The sequence below is a fragment of the Salmonella sp. NW722 genome (genome assembly GCF_051702785.1).
Lineage (GTDB): Bacteria > Pseudomonadota > Gammaproteobacteria > Enterobacterales > Enterobacteriaceae > Salmonella > Salmonella enterica.
The window spans coordinates 112814-132279 of sequence record NZ_JAMMIN010000006.1 but is presented as its reverse complement, the minus strand read 5'-3'; the positions used below and the strand labels follow the sequence as shown (position 1 = coordinate 132279).

14 protein-coding genes are annotated in these 19466 nt (G+C 53.0%); 10 read left to right on the top strand and 4 right to left on the bottom strand.

From position 1 onward, the window contains the following. Nucleotides 1-145 precede the first annotated feature (145 nt). The 3 genes from selB to NA330_RS16145 form a co-directional block, all read right to left on the bottom strand. On the bottom strand, nt 146-1996 hold the full coding sequence (gene selB / locus NA330_RS16155; RefSeq protein WP_023241781.1) for a selenocysteine-specific translation elongation factor: 1851 nt from the start codon (nt 1994-1996) through the stop codon (nt 146-148). Next, entirely contained in the window at nt 1993-3384 is a 1392-nt protein-coding gene (selA, locus tag NA330_RS16150) for an L-seryl-tRNA(Sec) selenium transferase (protein WP_023241780.1), read from the bottom strand. The genes selB and selA overlap by 4 nt, the downstream gene beginning before the upstream one ends. Nucleotides 3385-3482: 98 nt before the next feature. After that, on the bottom strand, nt 3483-4091 hold the full coding sequence (locus tag NA330_RS16145; RefSeq protein WP_023241779.1) for a glutathione S-transferase: 609 nt from the start codon (nt 4089-4091) through the stop codon (nt 3483-3485). Between the two features lie 475 nt (nt 4092-4566). Here NA330_RS16145 and mtlA point away from each other — a divergent pair, with 475 nt between their 5' ends. The 3 genes from mtlA (at nt 4567) to mtlR (ending at nt 8449) form a co-directional block, all read left to right on the top strand. Next, nucleotides 4567-6483: a PTS mannitol transporter subunit IICBA gene (mtlA, locus tag NA330_RS16140; RefSeq protein WP_000093287.1), complete on the top strand. Its 1917-nt coding sequence runs from the start codon at nt 4567-4569 to the stop codon at nt 6481-6483. A 230-nt stretch (nt 6484-6713) separates the two neighbouring features. Next, entirely contained in the window at nt 6714-7862 is a 1149-nt protein-coding gene (mtlD, locus tag NA330_RS16135; protein ID WP_023241778.1) for a mannitol-1-phosphate 5-dehydrogenase, read from the top strand. Then, on the top strand, nt 7859-8449 hold the full coding sequence (mtlR, locus tag NA330_RS16130) for a mannitol operon repressor MtlR (protein ID WP_000193201.1): 591 nt from the start codon (nt 7859-7861) through the stop codon (nt 8447-8449). Before mtlD ends, mtlR begins: the two co-directional genes overlap by 4 nt. Before the next feature lie 9 nt (nt 8450-8458). Here mtlR and NA330_RS16125 read toward each other — a convergent pair whose 3' ends face one another. After that, on the bottom strand, nt 8459-8668 hold the full coding sequence (locus NA330_RS16125; protein WP_001062558.1) for a hypothetical protein: 210 nt from the start codon (nt 8666-8668) through the stop codon (nt 8459-8461). Between the two features lie 290 nt (nt 8669-8958). Between NA330_RS16125 and NA330_RS16120 the strand changes: the two genes are divergently transcribed. From NA330_RS16120 to trmL, 7 genes are all read left to right on the top strand, one after another. Further along, nucleotides 8959-9321, top strand: coding sequence for a YibL family ribosome-associated protein (locus tag NA330_RS16120; protein WP_000665687.1), 363 nt, complete (start codon nt 8959-8961; stop codon nt 9319-9321). A 486-nt stretch (nt 9322-9807) separates the two neighbouring features. Further along, the gene (locus NA330_RS16115) at nt 9808-10491 is read left to right on the top strand and encodes a DUF3251 domain-containing protein (RefSeq protein ID WP_000549450.1); all 684 of its coding nucleotides are present in this window, start codon (nt 9808-9810) and stop codon (nt 10489-10491) included. Between the two features lie 43 nt (nt 10492-10534). After that, nucleotides 10535-14953: a trimeric autotransporter adhesin SadA gene (sadA, locus tag NA330_RS16110; RefSeq protein WP_023241777.1), complete on the top strand. Its 4419-nt coding sequence runs from the start codon at nt 10535-10537 to the stop codon at nt 14951-14953. Nucleotides 14954-15251: 298 nt separating this feature from the next. Continuing rightward, nucleotides 15252-16907, top strand: a complete 1656-nt coding sequence (gene lldP / locus NA330_RS16105) for an L-lactate permease (protein ID WP_001055308.1) — start codon at nt 15252-15254, stop codon at nt 16905-16907. After that, the gene (gene lldR, locus NA330_RS16100) at nt 16904-17680 is read left to right on the top strand and encodes a transcriptional regulator LldR (protein WP_023241776.1); all 777 of its coding nucleotides are present in this window, start codon (nt 16904-16906) and stop codon (nt 17678-17680) included. The genes lldP and lldR overlap by 4 nt, the downstream gene beginning before the upstream one ends. Then, the gene (gene lldD / locus NA330_RS16095; protein ID WP_000586988.1) at nt 17677-18867 is read left to right on the top strand and encodes a quinone-dependent L-lactate dehydrogenase; all 1191 of its coding nucleotides are present in this window, start codon (nt 17677-17679) and stop codon (nt 18865-18867) included. The genes lldR and lldD overlap by 4 nt, the downstream gene beginning before the upstream one ends. Before the next feature lie 64 nt (nt 18868-18931). Continuing rightward, entirely contained in the window at nt 18932-19405 is a 474-nt protein-coding gene (trmL, locus tag NA330_RS16090) for a tRNA (uridine(34)/cytosine(34)/5-carboxymethylaminomethyluridine(34)-2'-O)-methyltransferase TrmL (RefSeq protein WP_000932335.1), read from the top strand. The last annotated feature ends 61 nt before the right edge of the window (nt 19406-19466 follow it).

Sequence of the window (19466 nt, the reverse complement as noted above, 5' to 3'; positions counted from 1 at the left end):
TCATCGTGAGTCGCCTGACTAAGGCGCAAAGAATATGGGCAAAACTATTCTGATAATAGGCTCACGCTGGCTATTTTAAGAAGCCAGAAAAATAAAAAGCAACGCAATAATTGTATTGCTTCATTTGTTATTTAATTTAACCATTTCATTCTTTTTGCGGAAATAATAACGCATCACGTAATAAATGATCATTCCCACGACGTCGTGTAAATCCAATCCGGTCAAAATATTCAAGGATCTGAATGGCCAGTTTCCGCCCTACATTCAGCCTGTCGCGAAAATCCGCCGCACACGTTGATCCTCTCTCTTGATCCAGCTCGCGGATCATATTGGCGAAAGCGACAATCCGATCGTTACGATAGTACCGATCTTTTACGATCGCGGTAATGATGCCTTGCTGTGCCGCCTGCCGCAGCACCAGCCGCATCAATTGTTCTTCCGTTCCGGTCTCTTTCGCCAGATCGCGTACCCACCAGGGCTCATCGCCAAATAGCGGTTCGACTTTTTGCCAGACGGCCTGCTGCTCATCGCTAAATCCTGCTTTATGATCCGGCAGATGCAACCAACCGTGATGGCTATGAATCAGGCCGTCGTCGCGCATCCGCTCGATCAGCATCAGGACCAGCGCTTCATCCTCCATTGGCAGGGCCATGCGGCGTAAACGCTCGCGTCCCGGCCCCGGTTCATCGCGGTGCTGTTCGTGGTAGGTCGCCAGCGTATCAAGAATCTTACGCTGCCAGCGGGCGGCGACGGGCGCACTTAACAGATTGTCTCCGGCCTGGATAAAACCATGTTGCTCAATAAGCTGACGCATACCGACAGGATTAAGCTGACGCGCCCAACCGAAATCCAGCAGGTTGACGGCGCCGCGTTCCAGATGAATGGCCAACGCCGCGCTATCGTCCTGCGCGTCGGCAAGCGTTGAAAGCCAGTGCAAATAATCTGGCTTACGTTTACCGCGACGCGGCGCCTTAAGCGTCACCACGCGTGCGCCGGCAAGGGTGGCACGTGCGGAAATATCACGCAGCACCAGTCTGTCATTATCGGCCAGCCACAACGGCGTATCAAAGATCAGCTCGGCCAGCCCGCCTTCCAGCAAAGAGACGCGACCGGTCACATGGCTGGCGGCATGGTGAATATGTAGCGGCTGCCATTGGGAAAGCGGCGCATGAAGCGCCAGAGAAACGATCACCCGGGAAAAAGCCTCCCCCACCGGCGCATCCGAAAGCAGCCAGTCGCCGCGGTTAAGCTGTTCCTTCTCCGCATCGCCCGCAATATTGAGCGCAATACGTTGCCCGGCATACGCATGGTCGGTGGGCTGATTTTGCGCGTGTAGACTTCGTACGCGCATCGGCGTATTAACGCCGGTCAACCATAGCGTATCGCCCACGTTTACCTCTCCGCTCAGCGCCGTTCCGGTCACCACCAGTCCCGCCCCTTTCACCGTAAACGCACGGTCGATAGCCAGACGGAAGCGATGCTGCGCGGCGTGCGAACGTGCAGGAAGTTGCTGTAAATGAGCGCGAAGTTCTGCAATACCGCGTCCTTCATTGGCGGCGGTGACAAATAAAACGGTATCGGCGAAGCCATAGTTGTCGAGCGCCGCCAGTACCTCTTCACGTACTTCACCGATACGCGCCTCGTCCACGCGATCGGCTTTGGTCAGCGCGACGGTGAGCTGGAGATTGCCCGTCAGTTGCAGGATCTGTAAATGCTCGCGCGTTTGCGCCATAACGCCGTCATCACAGGCGACCACCAGCAAAGCGTGATCGATACCGCCTACGCCCGCCAGCATGTTAGAGAGGAATTTTTCATGCCCAGGCACATCGATAAAGCCCAGCACACGACCATCCGGCTGCGGCCAATAAGCGTAGCCCAGATCGATAGTCATCCCGCGTTTTTTCTCTTCCGGCAGGCGATCGGCATTGACTCCGGTAATCGCCTGGAGCAACGTCGTTTTACCGTGGTCTACGTGTCCGGCAGTTGCAATAATCATTTCAGCATCATCTCCATAAACCGGCTTTCGTCTTCAAGACAGCGCATATCCAGCCATAAACGGCCATCATAAATTCGGCCAATGACCGGTACAGGCAGCGTGCGCCAGCGGGCCGCCAGCGCCTCCAGCCGACTACCGCGCCCGTCGTGCGGGGTAAAGGTCATGGCGGCGCTGGGAAGGCGGTCTACCGGTAATGAACCGCTGCCGATTTGCGACAGGCAGGGTTTAACCTCCAGCGCAAATTCATCGCCGTAATGTACCGCCAGCCGCGCCTGTAATCGCTGCGCTTGTTCGCGAATCGACGCTTCACTGCGGGTTAACAGACGCAGGGTGGGTAATTTCTCCGCCAACGCTTCTGGGTGCAGATACAGACGTAACGTTGCCTCCAGCGCCGCCAGCGTCATTTTATCCGCGCGCAGAGCGCGTTTCAGCGGATGGCTTTGCAGTTGGGCAATCATCGCTTTTTTGCCGACGATGATCCCGGCCTGCGGCCCGCCCAGCAACTTATCGCCGGAGAAGCTTACCAGGCTGACGCCTGCGGCAATGAGCTGCTGCGGCATCGGCTCTTTGGGTAAGCCATATTGACTTAAATCCACCAGCGAACCGCTGCCCAGATCCGCCACCACCGGAATATCCAGCTCTCGCCCGATTTCCGCCAGTTCCGCTTCCTCTACCGTTTTGGTAAAGCCCTCAATGCTGTAATTACTGGTATGCACCTTCATCAACAGACCGGTATTTTCATTTACCGCCTGACGGTAATCTTTCGCGTGCGTCCGGTTGGTGGTGCCCACTTCATGCAGCGTACAGCCCGCCTGGCGCATAACATCCGGAATACGAAACGCGCCGCCGATTTCGACCAGCTCGCCACGCGAAACCACCACCTCTTTGCCGCTGGCGGTCGCCGCCAGCATCAGCAATACCGCCGCCGCATTGTTATTGACGATACAGGCGTCCTCCGCCCCGGTGATACGGCATAACAGCGTCGCCAGCGCCCGGTCGCGATGCCCCCGCCCGGCGCCATCCAAATCATATTCCAGCGTCACCGGCGCGCGCATCGCCTGCGTTACCGCCTCAATCGCTTCTTGCGCCTGCAATGCGCGGCCAAGGTTGGTGTGCAGCACCGTCCCCGTCAGGTTAATCACCGGGCGCAGCGCGCTTTGCGCCGCATTTTCCAGCCGGAGTTTCGCCTCTTGCGCCCAGTCTGCGTACCAGTCGGGAAGCGTTTGCGTATTCCGGATGACGTCGCGCGCGTCGTCAAGCATCCGCCTAAGCAGATCAACCACCTGGGTATGGCCATACCGATCGCGCAGAGAAAGAAAAGCGCTATCGTGCAATAAGCGATCGATAGCAGGAAGCTGGCTGTAGAGTGTACGCGTTTCGCTTGTCATGAAAATGCCTGGCTGTTGGTGGCCCTCTCCTGGCGGGAGAGGGATATCGACATAAGGGGGATTGTAACGTGAGTTTGCTCAGGCGGACATAATGCGCGTCAAGCCTTTGGCGCTTCGGTGCGGGCAAAGCTTTCGCGTTGAAAAAGCGTTTCGACCAGTTTGACCAGGTGGGGGCGGCTAACGCACCAGCCAGGCGCGACCCGGCGGAAGTTGAGATAGCCTACCGCACAGGCAATCGCGATAGTCGCCAGATTGACCGTATCCGTTTTTAGCGTCCCGTCGCTCAGATAACTTTCGAGCATATCCAGGCTGCGGTTGATTTTTTCCCGCTGGCGCAGCAGTTCCGTTTCCGATTGTTGCGCCGCCGGACGCGCCTGTTCGCGTACAGAAACCAACGCTGCATCCATAATGCCGTCAGCCAACGCTTCAAGCTGGCGAACTTTAAGCGCTGCCATCGGGTCACGCGGGAGCATCGCTGGCGCGATATCCAGCAGTTCAATATATTCCGCGATGATCGGCGAATCGAACCAATACTCGCCTTTCTCCGTCACCAGCGCTGGCACCTTACCCAGAGGGTTGTATTGCGCCACGCCGTTATCCGCCTCGTAGGGTAGTTCATTAATAAATTTGAAGGTAATGCCTTTTTCGAGCAGCAGAACAGAGATTTTGCGCACAAAAGGGCTGGTGTAGCTACCGATGAGTTTCATGCCGTGTCCTTTTTGCCAACCAGTAAAAATCATAGTATGGCTCAAATAAGACGAAAAGAGACGCAAAAGGAGGTTGCTGAATGACATAACGTGAGTGAGCTCGCGACAAAATGTTTGCCGGATCGTATTGGCGTTACCCGGGCTTAAAATTTCTTGTGAAGAGGATCACAAAAATTCAACAAAGCTCCAAAATAAAAATGTGAAATATCTCACATAAAATGGTCTTTTAAGGGCTAAAAATTAGATTCGTTGTTTTTTTACACAGCCACTTTGTGATCAATATCACATCAATTACCTCTCTACCCCCTATATTTATGTGACACAAATCACATAAATTGTCCCTGTCTGGACAGTTGAACGATTCAGTGCCAGATTGCGCAGTATCTACACTACAGGGTCCGGCTACCTCTGCCGCTACATTAACAAACCTCGGGCTTTCAGCCTGCGCGACAGCAACATAAGAAGGGGTGTTTTTATGTCATCCGATATTAAGATCAAAGTGCAAAGCTTTGGTCGATTCCTCAGCAATATGGTGATGCCTAATATCGGCGCGTTTATTGCGTGGGGTATTATCACCGCATTATTTATTCCAACAGGGTGGTTGCCTAACGAAACGCTGGCGAAACTGGTTGGTCCGATGATCACCTACCTGCTGCCGCTGCTCATCGGTTATACCGGCGGTCGTCTGGTTGGCGGCGAACGCGGCGGCGTGGTGGGCGCTATCACTACCATGGGCGTTATTGTCGGCGCGGATATGCCGATGTTCCTCGGCTCAATGATCGCCGGTCCATTAGGCGGCTACTGCATTAAGAAATTCGACAGTTGGGTAGACGGTAAGATCAAATCCGGTTTTGAGATGCTGGTGAACAACTTCTCCGCTGGCATCATCGGTATGATCCTCGCCATCCTGGCGTTCCTCGGTATTGGTCCGGCGGTTGAAGTCCTGTCCAAAATTCTGGCGGCGGGCGTTAACTTCATGGTGGCGCACGATATGCTGCCGCTGGCGTCCATTTTTGTTGAACCGGCGAAAATCCTGTTCCTCAATAACGCGATTAACCACGGCATCTTCTCACCACTGGGTATCCAGCAGTCCCATGAGATGGGTAAATCCATCTTCTTCCTGATTGAAGCTAACCCGGGTCCAGGGATGGGCGTCCTGCTGGCGTACATGTTCTTCGGTCGCGGCAGCGCTAAACAGTCTGCGGGCGGCGCGGCAATTATCCACTTCCTGGGCGGTATCCATGAGATCTACTTCCCGTATGTGCTGATGAACCCACGCCTGATTCTGGCCGTTATCCTTGGCGGTATGACTGGCGTATTTACCCTGACCATCCTGAACGGCGGTCTGGTTTCTCCGGCCTCTCCTGGCTCCATTCTGGCGGTACTGGCGATGACGCCAAAAGGCGCTTACTTCGCTAACATCGCTGCCATCGTGGCGGCAATGGCAGTCTCCTTCGTGGTTTCTGCAATTCTGCTGAAAACCAGCAAAGTGAAAGAAGAAGATGACATTGAAGCGGCCACCCGTCGTATGCATGACATGAAAGCGGAATCTAAAGGCGCCTCTCCGCTAGCGGCTGGCGACGTGACCAACGACCTGAGCCATGTGCGTAAAATCATCGTGGCTTGCGATGCCGGTATGGGTTCCAGCGCGATGGGCGCAGGGGTACTGCGTAAGAAAGTACAGGATGCGGGCCTGAGCCAGATCTCCGTCACCAACAGCGCCATTAACAATCTGCCGCCGGATGTGGATCTGGTCATTACTCACCGTGACCTTACCGAGCGCGCGATGCGTCAGGTACCGCAGGCGCAGCATATTTCGCTGACCAACTTCCTGGATAGCGGCCTGTACACCAGCCTGACCGAACGTCTGGTTGCCGCACAGCGCCACAATACTAATGAAGAGAAAGTACGCGACCATCTGAAAGACAGCTTTGAGGAGGGTGATAACAACCTGTTCAAACTGGGTGCGGAGAATATCTTCCTGGGCCGTAAAGCCGCTAACAAAGAAGAGGCGATTCGCTTTGCCGGTGAACAACTGGTGAAAGGCGGCTATGTTGAGCCGGAATACGTCGAGGCGATGCTGGACCGCGAAAAGCTGACGCCGACTTACCTCGGTGAATCCATCGCAGTACCGCACGGTACAGTGGAAGCGAAAGATCGCGTGCTGAAAACCGGCGTGGTGTTCTGCCAGTATCCGGAAGGCGTACGCTTCGGTGAAGAAGAAGACGATATTGCCCGTCTGGTCATTGGTATCGCCGCTCGTAATAATGAGCACATCCAGGTCATCACCAGCCTGACCAACGCGCTGGATGATGAATCCGTAATCGAACGTCTGGCGCACACCACCAGCGTGGATGAAGTGCTGGAACTGCTGGCAGGTAAAAAAGCTTAACAGTTAAGTATCCCCAAAATAGTTCGAGCTGCAGGAAGGCGGCAACGCAGTGAATCCCCAGGAGCGTACATAAGTACGTGACTGGGGTGAGCGAGGAGAGCCAACGCATCTGCAGTTCGAAATATGAAGGCGATACCCTCTCCCTTGTGGAGAGGGTTAGGTTGAGGGGAAATCTATGCAGTCCCTCACCCCAGCCCTCTCGGGTAAAAACATTAATGAAGGTTAATACTATGAAAGCATTACATTTTGGCGCAGGTAATATCGGTCGTGGCTTTATCGGCAAACTGCTGGCTGACGCGGGGATACAACTGACGTTTGCGGATGTAAACCAGGTCGTACTCAATGCCCTGAATGCCCGTCATAGCTATCAGGTTCATGTTGTGGGTGAAAATGAGCAGGTGGATACGGTTTCCGGCGTCAACGCTGTCAGCAGCATCGGCGATGATGTTGTCGACCTGATTGCCCACGTTGATTTAATCACTACTGCCGTGGGTCCGGTTGTGCTTGAGCGTATCGCTCCGGCCATCGCTAAAGGGCTGGTAAAACGTAAGGCGCAGGGCGTGGATGCCCCGCTGAATATCATCGCTTGTGAAAACATGGTACGCGGCACAACACAGTTGAAAGGCCATGTGATGAACGCGCTGGCGGATGGCGATAAAGCCTGGGTTGAACAGCACGTCGGTTTTGTCGATTCCGCCGTTGACCGTATTGTGCCGCCATCTGCTTCTGCGACCAACGATCCGCTGGAAGTGACGGTAGAAACCTTCAGCGAGTGGATCGTCGATAAAACCCAGTTTAAAGGCGCGTTGCCAAACATCCCGGGGATGGAGTTAACGGATAACCTGATGGCATTTGTCGAACGTAAACTCTTCACGCTGAACACGGGTCATGCTATAACCGCGTACCTCGGCAAATTAGCCGGTCATCAAACCATTCGCGACGCCATTCTCGATGAGAGTATTCGTGCGGTGGTGAAAGGCGCGATGGAAGAAAGCGGCGCGGTGCTGATCAAACGCTACGGTTTTGATGCCGACAAACATGCGGCATACATTCAGAAAATCCTCGGTCGTTTTGAAAACCCGTATCTGAAAGATGACGTCGAACGCGTAGGTCGTCAGCCGCTACGCAAACTCAGCGCGGGCGACCGTCTGATCAAACCGCTGCTTGGCACCCTGGAATATGGTCTGCCGCATGTAAATCTGGTCAAAGGGATCGCGGCGGCGATGCATTTCCGTAGTGATGAAGATCCGCAGGCGCAGGAGTTGGCGGCTCTGATTACCGAAAAAGGCCCGCAGGCCGCGCTGGCGCAAATTTCCGGGCTGGATGCCAATAGCGATGTGGTGGCGGAGGCGGTTAACGCATATAACGCGACCAAATGACGCAGAATCCGGCGCAGGTTAGCCTGCGCCCAAATAACAGATTGTCAGATATGCAGGCAATAATGGAACAAACCCAAGCCTTTGAAAATCGTGTGCTTGAGCGTCTGAATGCTGGCAAAACCGTACGGAGCTTCCTGATTACCGCCGTCGAGTTATTGACCGAGGCGGTGAATATTCTGGTGCTCCAGGTGTTTCGCAAAGACGACTATGCGGTGAAATACGCTGTGGAACCGTTGCTGGACGGCGACGGGCCGCTGGGCGATCTTTCGGTACGTCTGAAACTTATCTATGGTCTGGGCGTACTCAGCCGCACCGAATATGAAGATGCGGAGCTGTTAATGGCGCTGCGCGAAGAGCTGAATCACGACGGCAATGAGTACGCCTTTACCGACGATGAAATCCTCGGGCCGTTTGGCGAACTGCACTGCGTCATGGCGCTACCGCCGCCGCCGCATTTTGATACGTCCGACGCGGCGCTCTACGCCATGCAAATTCAGCGCTACCAGCAGGCGGTGCGTTCGACGATGGTTCTCTCTCTGACCGAGCTGATTTCTAAAATCAGCTTAAAAAAGGCCTTTCAAAAGTAAATCCCGCCGTTAACCTCTTTCTTCTTCTTTTGGTCGGTACAGCCGTCGGTAATATTCCAGACGCTGCAAATAAATGGGCGCGCTCTCCGACGGCACTTCGGAAGGAACATAATCACGCGGCGGCGTTTTATTCAGGTATTCACGGAACGCCTGGCTGGACGCCATAAAATCGACGGCTTTATCAATAAGAAGTGGTACGTTCTCACCTATTTTTGCCATGATAGATCCTCCATGTGGGACCCGCGTCTGACTCCCGCGGTCGCTTATTTGAGTTTAGGATCAATTTAGCGTTGTCATTGAGGAAAATGTGCTTAATCGCTTTTCTTGCCGACAAAAGGGCGCTTCATCTTTTCTTTCGACAAAAAGGATTTTATTCTCAACGAGATAATTAAATAGTGAGCAGTGTAATACTTGCCATAATTGATTATCTTTACGTCATGAGTTGTGAAGAATCACTCACTGCGCGCATACTATAAGGTATCTATCCCATTTCTATCAGAAGCTATCCCATGAAAGAAGTCGAAAAAAACGAAATTAAACGCCTGAGCGATCGTCTTGATGCTATTCGCCACCAGCAGGCAGGTCTCTCTCTGGTTGAATCCGCCGATAAATACGCGGAGCTGGAAAAAGAAAAAGAGACGCTGGAAGCAGAAATTATCCGTCTGCGCGAAGTACACAGCCAGAAACTGAGTAAAGAAGCGCAGAAGCTGATGAACCTGCCGTTTCGCCGCGCGATCACTAAAAAAGAACAGGCCGATATGGGCAAACTCAAAAAAAGCGTACGCGGCCTGATCGTGGTCCACCCGATGACGGCGCTGGGCCGGGAAATGGGGCTCAAAGAGATGACAGGCTTCGCGAAGAGCGAGTTCTAAACCTTCCGCATCACAGGCTCTCAGGACACCCGTTGTACGGAGGGTGTCTTGAGAGCATCGGGCTATATTCCGAATTTTTCATGGAACTATTTACACCGCTTATATACAAGTTCATTTTTAACGATAGTCCCTGCTTTTTCAGGATGAAAAATTCCACTATCATGCCTGTTTGTATTTATACAATGAATTTTTTTCATCCTCTTTTCTTATATCCCGCAGAATATGATTGACCCGCAAAATTAAATAACATTATCATCCCTGAAAAAAATCCCCATACATAAACATTATAATTATATTTTTATAAAGCATTGCTATGAGTAATTGATAAACAACGTCGGGTATTTGCACACTCCTATAGAAACAATGAATGTTTTAGTTATAACCATATATTATGGTTATTGGCAATGCTCGCAAAATGATGAGTTAGCTGTATAAATAACAGGTTAACTATTTATATTATATAAATTATTAACAAGGATATTTTATATGCACAAAAATGGAAAATTTATCCCCCTGCTTGCTTTGGGATTCACATTCTTTTTATCTGGTTGTGACTACTTTGCAGATAAACACCTTGTTGAAGAGCTGAAAAAACAACAAAAAGAACAAGAAACAAAGATAAACCTGTTAGAAAAACAACAAAAAGAACAAGAAGAAAAGATAAATTTGCTAGAAAAACAACAAGCTACGGTTATCAACACGACTCAAAAGGTCGCCGAAGTCGTTGGCCGCGTTGAACGCAAACAACGGCTATTCGACTATACAGAACTGGACCCATCACAAACGCACTATTTTATTATTAACAACGGCAATATCGGATTAGCCGGGCGTATTCTATCTATTGAGCCAATAGATAATGGAAGTGTTATTCATCTTGATTTAGTTAACTTACTCAGCATTCCCGTATCAAACCTTGCGTTTAATATGACATGGGGTACGAAAAAACCTTCCGAGGCAAAAGATCTGCCTCGCTGGCGACAACTCCTGCTCAACACAAAAATGGATTCGACAATCGAACTCTTACCGGGAGCATGGACAAACGTCACGCTAACATTAAAAGGCGTATCGCCCAATAATCTTAAGTATCTAAAAATAGGTATTAACATGGAGAATGTCATATTCGACAGCATACAACCTATTAATGATACGAAAAAGAAGCCAAAAAAATAATAGCCATTGATACAATTATTTTAGAAAAGGAAAGCACTTATTCATGAACAGAATATTTAGAGTCCTCTGGAATGCCGCTACGGGAACATTTGTTGTCACCAGCGAAACCGCAAAAAGCCGCGGCAAAAAAAGCGGCCGCAGAAAGCTGGCGGTTTCCGCACTCATCAGTCTTAGCAGCATTATGGTTTCTGCGGACGCACTGGCCAATGCTGGGAACGATACAGGGAAAGGGATCGGCACTGAGAATGGATGGATAGCCATTGGCGAAGGCGCCGAAGCTGATTCAACAATAACAACTAAAGAAAAGGTCGCAGAAGATCCGTCCAAAGGATATGTAGCGGGTGCCGGTATTGCAATAGGTTACTATAGTAAGGCATCTGGGGCTTCCAGCACTGCGTTGGGCGGATATAGCCTTGCTGAGAGTATAGGCTCAGTGGCGCTAGGGGCAGGTGCACATACCACTTCTACGGCTAAATACTCTATGGCAGTAGGTACAAACGCAGTTGCCTCAAATCTTTACGCCATCGCACTGGGAACAAATGCAAATGCCTCAGGGAAAAATTCAATAGCGCTTGGACGCGATACCGTATCATCAGCAGAAAGAAGCCTGACGGTAGGATTAGGGGCGAATGCCGCATCTCTGGATAGCATGGCTTTCGGTTACAATACATCCGTAACGTCAGATGCGGCAAATGGCATTGCCTTCGGTAGTGGGGCGGTAACCTCTGCAAAAAATTCCGTCGCGATAGGGAGCAATTCTACAGCGACCGAAGAAAACGTAGTTTCTGTAGGGAGTGATGCCCTAAAGCGCAAAATTGTCAACGTTGGTAACGGAGCCATATCAGAAAGCAGCACCGACGCCGTTAACGGCTCTCAGCTATTTGCAACCAACGCCAATGTGACGCAGAACACCACTGATATTGCTGCCAATACCGACAGCATTAACCAAAACACAACCGATATCGCCACCAACACCACCAATATCAACAGCCTGAGCGACTCCGTCACCACGCTCACCGACGATGCCCTGTTGTGGGATGCAGCCTCTGGCGCATTCAGCGCTAAGCACAACGGAAGCGACAGCAAGTTAACCAATCTGGCGGCGGGTACCCTGGCCGCAGACAGCACCGACGCCGTTAACGGCTCTCAGTTGTTTGATACAAATGAGAAAGTGGATAAGAACACTGCTGATATCGCCACCAATACCGACAGCATCAACCAAAACACTGCCGATATTACCGCTAATACCGACAGCATTAACCAGAACACAACCGATATCGCCGCCAATACGACCAGCATCAATCAGAACACCACTGATATTGCCACCAACACTACCAATATCAACAATCTGAGCGATTCCATCACCGGCCTTACCGATGATGCCCTGCTTTGGGATGCTGACACTGGCGCATTCAGCGCTAAGCACAACGGAAGCGACAGTAAAATCACCAATCTGGCGGCGGGTACCCTGGCCGCTGACAGCACCGACGCCGTTAACGGCTCTCAGTTGTTTGCCACCAATGAAAATGTGTCTCAGAACACAACCGATATCGCCGCCAATACGACCAGCATCAATCAGAACACCACTGATATCGCCACCAACACCACCAATATCAACAGCCTGAGCGACTCCGTCACCACGCTCACCGACGATGCCCTGTTGTGGGATGCAGCCTCTGGCGCATTCAGCGCTAACCACAACGGAAGCGACAGCAAAATCACCAATCTGGCGGCGGGTACCCTGGCTTCGGACAGCACCGACGCCGTTAACGGCTCACAATTGTTTGCCACCAATGAAAATGTGTCTCAGAACACCACTGATATCGCTGCCAATACAACCAGCATCAATCAGAACACCACTGATATCGCCACCAACACCACCAGTATCAACAACCTGAGCAACTCAGTTACCACGCTCACTGACGATGCCCTGTTGTGGGATGCAGTCTCTGGCGCATTCAGCGCTAACCGCAACGGAAGCGCCAGTAAAATCATCAATGTCGCCGCCGGGGACCTTTCTGAGGACAGTACAGACGCGGTGAACGGCTCCCAGTTGTATGAAACCAACCAGAGGGTGGATCAAAACACCTCTGCTATCGCAGATATTAATACGTCCATCACCAATCTTAGCTCTGACAATCTGAGCTGGAATGAAACAACAAGTTCGTTCTCTGCCAGCCACGGAAGTAGTACGACAAACAAAATCACCAACGTTGCTGCCGGAGAGCTGTCTGAAGAAAGTACCGACGCGGTTAACGGCTCGCAGCTGTTCGAAACCAATGAAAAAGTGGATCAGAACACGACCGATATCGCCGCCAATACCACTAACATCACTCAGAACAGCACCGCGATTGAGAACCTGAATACTTCTGTCTCCGACATTAATACGTCCATTACCGGCCTCACTGATAACGCTCTGTTATGGGACGAAGACATCGGCGCTTTCAGCGCAAACCACGGTGGAAGCACCAGTAAAATAACCAATGTCGCCGCCGGGGCGCTTTCTGAGGACAGTACAGACGCGGTAAACGGCTCACAGTTGTATGAAACCAACCAGAAGGTGGATCAAAACACCTCTGCTATCGCGGATATCAATACGTCCATCACCAATCTTGGTACCGATGCACTGAGCTGGGATGACGAAGAGGGTGCGTTCAGCGCCAGCCACGGTACCAGCGGTACCAATAAGATAACCAATGTAGCAGCAGGTGAAATCGCCAGTGACAGTACTGACGCCGTTAATGGCTCTCAGCTTTATGAAACTAACATGCTGATTTCTCAGTATAATGAATCTATTAGCCAACTAGCCGGCGATACCAGCGAAACCTATATCACGGAAAATGGTACCGGCGTGAAATACATCCGTACGAATGATAACGGGCTTGAAGGCCAGGATGCATACGCAACGGGTAACGGCGCAACGGCAGTAGGTTACGACGCCGTCGCCTCTGGCGCTGGCAGTCTGGCTCTTGGCCAAAACAGCAGCAGTAGCATTGATGGCAGTATCGCTTTGGGCAGTGGCTCCACCTCCAACCGCGCGATTTCATCAGGTATACAAACAACGAGCGTAACAAGCGATGGCGTTGTCATTGGCTACAATACAACAGACAGAGAGTTGCTGGGCGCGTTGTCATTGGGGACGGATGGAGAAAGCTATCGTCAAATTACCAACGTTGCGGACGGCTCTGAAGCGCAAGATGCGGTAACAGTTCGTCAGTTACAAAATGCCATTGGTGCGGTCACTACTACACCGACCAAGTACTACCACGCAAACTCAACGGAAGAAGATTCACTGGCTGTCGGAACTGACTCACTGGCAATGGGTGCGAAGACCATCGTCAATGCTGATGCAGGTATTGGTATTGGTCTGAATACACTGGTGATGGCTGATGCCATCAACGGTATTGCTATCGGTTCTAACGCACGCGCCTACCATGCAAACAGTATTGCAATGGGTAATGGTTCTCAGACCACTCGCGGCGCACAGACTGACTACACCGCCTACAACATGGACACACCGCAGAACTCTGTCGGTGAGTTCTCTGTCGGCAGTGAAGACGGTCAACGTCAGATCACTAACGTCGCGGCGGGTTCGGCAGATACCGATGCCGTTAACGTTGGTCAATTGAAAGTCACCGACAGCCGTGTTGCCGCGAATACCGAAAGCATCAATAACCTGAACACGCAGGTGAGTAGTCTTGATACTCGCGTCACCAATATTGAAAACGGTATTGGCGATATCGTCACTACCGGTAGCACCAAGTACTTCAAGACCAACACCGATGGCGTAGATGCAAATGCCCAGGGTGCGGACAGCGTCGCGATTGGCTCTGGCTCTATTGCTGCCGCTGAAAACAGCGTGGCGTTAGGCACAAATTCCGTCGCAGATGAAGCTAATACTGTGTCTGTCGGCTCTTCTACTCAACAACGCCGTATTACCAACGTTGCCGCAGGGGTGAACAACACTGACGCGGTTAATGTGGCGCAACTGAAAGCCTCAGAAGCAGGCTCCGTGCGTTATGAAACCAATGCAGATGGCTCGGTTAACTATAGCGTGCTCAACCTGGGAGACGGGAGTGGCGGTACCACTCGGATCGGCAATGTTTCAGCGGCGGTGAATGATACGGATGCGGTTAACTATGCGCAATTGAAACGCAGCGTCGAAGAAGCAAACACCTATACCGACCAGAAAATGGGTGAAATGAACAGCAAAATCAAAGGCGTAGAAAACAAGATGAGCGGCGGTATCGCTTCAGCGATGGCGATGGCCGGTCTGCCACAAGCCTACGCCCCGGGCGCCAACATGACCTCGATTGCTGGCGGTACGTTTAATGGTGAAAGTGCCGTCGCCATTGGTGTCTCCATGGTAAGTGAAAGCGGGGGCTGGGTGTATAAATTGCAAGGAACCAGCAACAGCCAGGGCGATTACTCTGCGGCCATTGGCGCGGGCTTCCAGTGGTAATGAAGTAACAACACTCCCGACATCAAAGGCAATGGCATAATGCCATTGCCTTTTCACTTCCCTTTGCTGTCCTCTCCCCTCAATTGGCCCTACCAATTTTAGCCCGTTACCACAGCCTACTCACATTTCACTAAATTAACTCTACAATACCGTTGCCAATAAATAACATCTGGTTAACTATTTGTTGTCATTATCCATACACAACAATATTGGCAGGACCACTTTTACACATAATGTGACTTCAACGAGATGAGCAAAGATTCATCCCATTATGCGTGTGGTTCTCAGGAGACCTGCAATGAACCTCTGGCAACAAAACTATGACCCGGCGGGTAATATCTGGCTTTCCAGCCTGATCGCATCGCTCCCAATCCTGTTCTTCTTTTTCGCCCTGATTAAACTCAAGCTGAAAGGCTACGTTGCCGCTTCGTGGACGGTGGTTATCGCGCTCGCCGTCGCGCTGCTGTTCTATAAAATGCCGGTCGATCACGCGCTGGCATCGGTCGTGTATGGCTTCTTCTACGGGCTATGGCCGATTGCCTGGATAATCATCGCCGCGGTCTTCGTCTATAAAATTTCGGTCAAGACCGGGCAGTTTGACATTATTCGCTCGTCAATTCTGTCGATTACCCCCGATCAACGTCTGCAAATGCTGATTGTCGGCTTCTGCTTCGGCGCGTTCCTTGAAGGCGCGGCGGGTTTCGGCGCGCCGGTGGCGATAACCGCCGCGCTGCTGGTGGGTCTGGGCTTTAATCCGCTGTATGCGGCAGGGCTGTGCCTGATTGTAAACACCGCGCCTGTCGCCTTTGGCGCGATGGGGATCCCGATTCTGGTTGCCGGACAGGTCACGGGCCTGGACAGCTTTGAAATCGGTCAGATGGTCGGTCGTCAGCTACCGTTCCTGACCATTATCGTGCTGTTCTGGATTATGGCGATTATGGACGGCTGGCGCGGCGTGAAAGAAACCTGGCCTGCGGTGATGGTCTCTGGCGGTTCGTTTGCTATCGCCCAGTATCTCAGCTCCAACTTTATCGGGCCGGAACTGCCGGACATTATCTCTTCGCTGGTGTCTCTGGTGTGCCTGACGCTGTTCCTCAAACGTTGGCAGCCGGTACGCATCTTCCGCTTCGGCGATATGGGCGCGTCACAGGTCGATCAGACGCTGGCCCGTACCCGCTATACGACAGGACAAATTGTTCGCGCCTGGTCGCCGTTCCTGTTCCTGACCGCCACGGTCACTCTCTGGAGCATACCGCCGTTCAAAGCGCTGTTTGCCCCCGGCGGCGCGCTGTATGACTGGGTAATTAACGTTCCGGTACCGTATCTCGATAAACTGGTCGCCCGTATGCCGCCGGTCGTACACGAAGCGACCGCTTACGCGGCGGTGTATAAATTTGACTGGTTCTCCGCCACCGGCACGGCGATCCTGTTTGCCGCGCTGTTATCTATCGTCTGGCTGAAAATGAAACCCTCAGCCGCAATCCAAACCTTTGGCAGCACGCTGAAAGAGCTGGCGTTGCCGATTTACTCCATCGGCATGGTGCTGGCGTTCGCGTTTATCTCGAACTATTCCGGGCTTTCTTCTACGCTGGCGTTAGCGCTGGCGCACACCGGCAGCGCCTTCACGTTCTTCTCGCCGTTCCTCGGCTGGCTGGGCGTCTTCCTGACCGGCTCGGATACCTCATCTAACGCGCTGTTTGCCTCTCTACAGGCTACCGCGGCGCAGCAAATCGGCGTCTCTGATGTGCTGATGGTGGCGGCGAACACCACTGGAGGCGTAACCGGGAAGATGATCTCGCCGCAGTCTATCGCCATCGCCTGCGCGGCGGTGGGACTGGTAGGGAAAGAGTCCGATCTGTTCCGTTTTACTGTCAAACACAGCCTGATCTTCACCTGTATGGTGGGCGTGATCACTACGCTTCAGGCCTATGTTTTAACCTGGATGATTCCGTGATTGTGATGCCAAAACGCCTGTCAGACGAGATTGCCTCTCGCGTGCGGGCGCTGATTGAAGAACAAAACCTGGAAGCGGGCATGAAATTGCCCGCCGAGCGCCAGTTGGCTCAACAGCTTGGCGTATCACGCAACTCTTTACGCGAAGCGCTGGCGAAGCTGGTCAGCGAAGGCGTGCTGGTGAGCCGTCGCGGCGGCGGGACGTTTGTTCGCTGGCAGCATGAAGCCTGGTCTGAACAGAATATCGTGCAACCGCTGAAAACCCTGCTGGCGGACGATCCGGACTACAGTTTCGACATTCTGGAGGCCCGCCACGCCATTGAAGCCAGTACGGCCTGGCACGCCGCCATGCGTGCCACCGCTGCCGACAAAGAGAAAATCAGACTCTGCTTTGATGCGACGCTCAGCGAAGACCCGGATCTCGCCTCCCAGGCCGACGTGCGCTTTCATCTGGCGATCGCGGAAGCCTCGCACAATGTGGTGCTGTTGCAAACCATGCGCGGTTTCTTCGACGTCCTGCAATCCTCCGTCAAACAGAGTCGCCAGCGTATGTATCTCGTTCCGCCCGTATTCTCAAAGCTGACGGAACAACACCAGGCGGTGATGGACGCCATTCTGGACGGTAACGCCGAGGGTGCGCGTAAAGCGATGATGGCGCACCTCAGTTTTGTCCACACTACGATTAAACGATTTGATGAAGACCAGGCCCGCCAGGCGCGTATTACCCGCCTGCCCGGCGACCATAATGAGATCACCAGGGAGAATAAATCATGATTATTTCAGCAGCCAGCGATTATCGCGCCGCAGCTCAGCGCACGTTGCCTCCTTTCCTCTTCCACTACATCGACGGCGGCGCGTATGCGGAATATACCCTGCGCCGAAATGTGGAAGACCTGTCGCAAGTCGCTCTGCGCCAGCGTGTGCTGAAAAATATGTCCGATTTAAGCCTGGAAACGACCCTGTTTAACGAAACGTTGTCGATGCCGGTGGCATTAGCGCCGGTAGGTCTGTGCGGCATGTACGCCCGTCGCGGCGAAGTACAGGCCGCCGCCGCCGCAGACGCAAAGGGCATTCCGTTCACCCTTTCCACCGTCTCCGTCTGTCCGATTGAAGAAGTTGCACCAACCATTAAGCGCCCGATGTGGTTCCAGCTTTATGTACTGCGTGACCGGGGCTTTATGCGCAACGCGCTTGAACGTGCGAAAGCGGCGGGCTGCTCCACGCTGGTCTTTACCGTGGATATGCCGACGCCGGGCGCGCGCTACCGTGACGCCCACTCCGGGATGAGCGGCCCAAACGCGGCCATGCGCCGTTACTGGCAGGCGGTGATGCACCCTAAATGGGCGTGGGATGTCGGCCTGAACGGTCGCCCGCATGATTTAGGCAATATTTCCGCCTATCTGGGTAAACCGACCGGCCTTGAGGACTATATCGGCTGGCTGGCAAATAACTTCGATCCGTCCATCTCCTGGAAAGATCTGGAGTGGATACGCGAATTCTGGGACGGCCCAATGGTGATCAAAGGGATCCTCGATCCAGAAGATGCCCGCGATGCGGTACGTTTCGGCGCTGACGGTATCGTGGTGTCGAATCACGGCGGCCGCCAGCTCGATGGCGTGCTCTCTTCCGCCCGCGCCCTGCCCGCCATTGCCGATGCGGTGAAAGGCGATATCGCCATTCTGGCGGATAGCGGGATTCGTAACGGGCTGGATGTCGTGCGTATGATTGCGTTGGGGGCCGATACCGTACTGCTGGGTCGGGCCTATCTCTACGCGCTGGCGACGGCAGGAAAAGCGGGTGTCGCCAATCTGCTGGACCTGATCGAGAAAGAGATGAAAGTCGCCATGACCCTGACCGGCGCGAAATCCATTAGCGAAATCAGTGGCGATTCACTGGTGCAGGAACTGGGGAAAAGTTTGCCCGCCGCGCTGGCGCCAATGAGCAAAGGCGATGCCGCCTGAACGCCTGGCGCGTGAGAGCCCGGTAAATTTCTGCTATTCTGCCCCCCGCATTTAAGGGGGCATCATGCTTAACATCGTACTCTTCGAACCAGAAATCCCGCCGAATACCGGCAACATCATTCGTCTTTGCGCCAATACCGGCTTTCGTCTGCACATCATCGAACCGATGGGGTTTACCTGGGATGATAAGCGCTTACGCCGCGCAGGGCTGGACTATCACGAATTCGCCGCGGTTCAGCGCCATCACGATTATGCCGCCTTTGTCGCCGCCGAAAACCCGCAGCGCCTGTTTGCGTTGACGACAAAGGGCACGCCCGCCCATAGCGCCGTAAGCTATCAGGATGGCGATTATTTGATGTTTGGCCCGGAAACGCGCGGCCTGCCCGCCAGCATTCTCGATGCGTTGCCTAAAGAGCAGAAGATTCGCATTCCGATGATGCCGGATAGCCGTAGCATGAACCTGTCGAATGCGGTGTCGGTGGTGGTGTATGAAGCGTGGCGCCAGTTAGGATATCCCGGCGCGGTATTGCGGTCGTAATATATTCAATGCCGGATGGCGGCTAACGCCTGATCCGGCCTGGCCGATCCCGATGGCATGT

Bases quoted from the DNA above. Each gene is read 5' to 3' on its own strand.
- selB (WP_023241781.1), bottom strand. From the start codon at position 1,996: ATGATTATTGCAACTGCCGGACACGTAGACCACGGTAAAACGACGTTG.
- selA (WP_023241780.1), bottom strand. From the start codon at position 3,384: ATGACAAGCGAAACGCGTACACTCTACAGCCAGCTTCCTGCTATCGAT.
- NA330_RS16145 (WP_023241779.1), bottom strand. From the start codon at position 4,091: ATGAAACTCATCGGTAGCTACACCAGCCCTTTTGTGCGCAAAATCTCT.
- mtlA (WP_000093287.1), top strand. From the start codon at position 4,567: ATGTCATCCGATATTAAGATCAAAGTGCAAAGCTTTGGTCGATTCCTC.
- mtlD (WP_023241778.1), top strand. From the start codon at position 6,714: ATGAAAGCATTACATTTTGGCGCAGGTAATATCGGTCGTGGCTTTATC.
- mtlR (WP_000193201.1), top strand. From the start codon at position 7,859: ATGACGCAGAATCCGGCGCAGGTTAGCCTGCGCCCAAATAACAGATTG.
- NA330_RS16125 (WP_001062558.1), bottom strand. From the start codon at position 8,668: ATGGCAAAAATAGGTGAGAACGTACCACTTCTTATTGATAAAGCCGTC.
- NA330_RS16120 (WP_000665687.1), top strand. From the start codon at position 8,959: ATGAAAGAAGTCGAAAAAAACGAAATTAAACGCCTGAGCGATCGTCTT.
- NA330_RS16115 (WP_000549450.1), top strand. From the start codon at position 9,808: ATGCACAAAAATGGAAAATTTATCCCCCTGCTTGCTTTGGGATTCACA.
- sadA (WP_023241777.1), top strand. From the start codon at position 10,535: ATGAACAGAATATTTAGAGTCCTCTGGAATGCCGCTACGGGAACATTT.
- lldP (WP_001055308.1), top strand. From the start codon at position 15,252: ATGAACCTCTGGCAACAAAACTATGACCCGGCGGGTAATATCTGGCTT.
- lldD (WP_000586988.1), top strand. From the start codon at position 17,677: ATGATTATTTCAGCAGCCAGCGATTATCGCGCCGCAGCTCAGCGCACG.
- trmL (WP_000932335.1), top strand. From the start codon at position 18,932: ATGCTTAACATCGTACTCTTCGAACCAGAAATCCCGCCGAATACCGGC.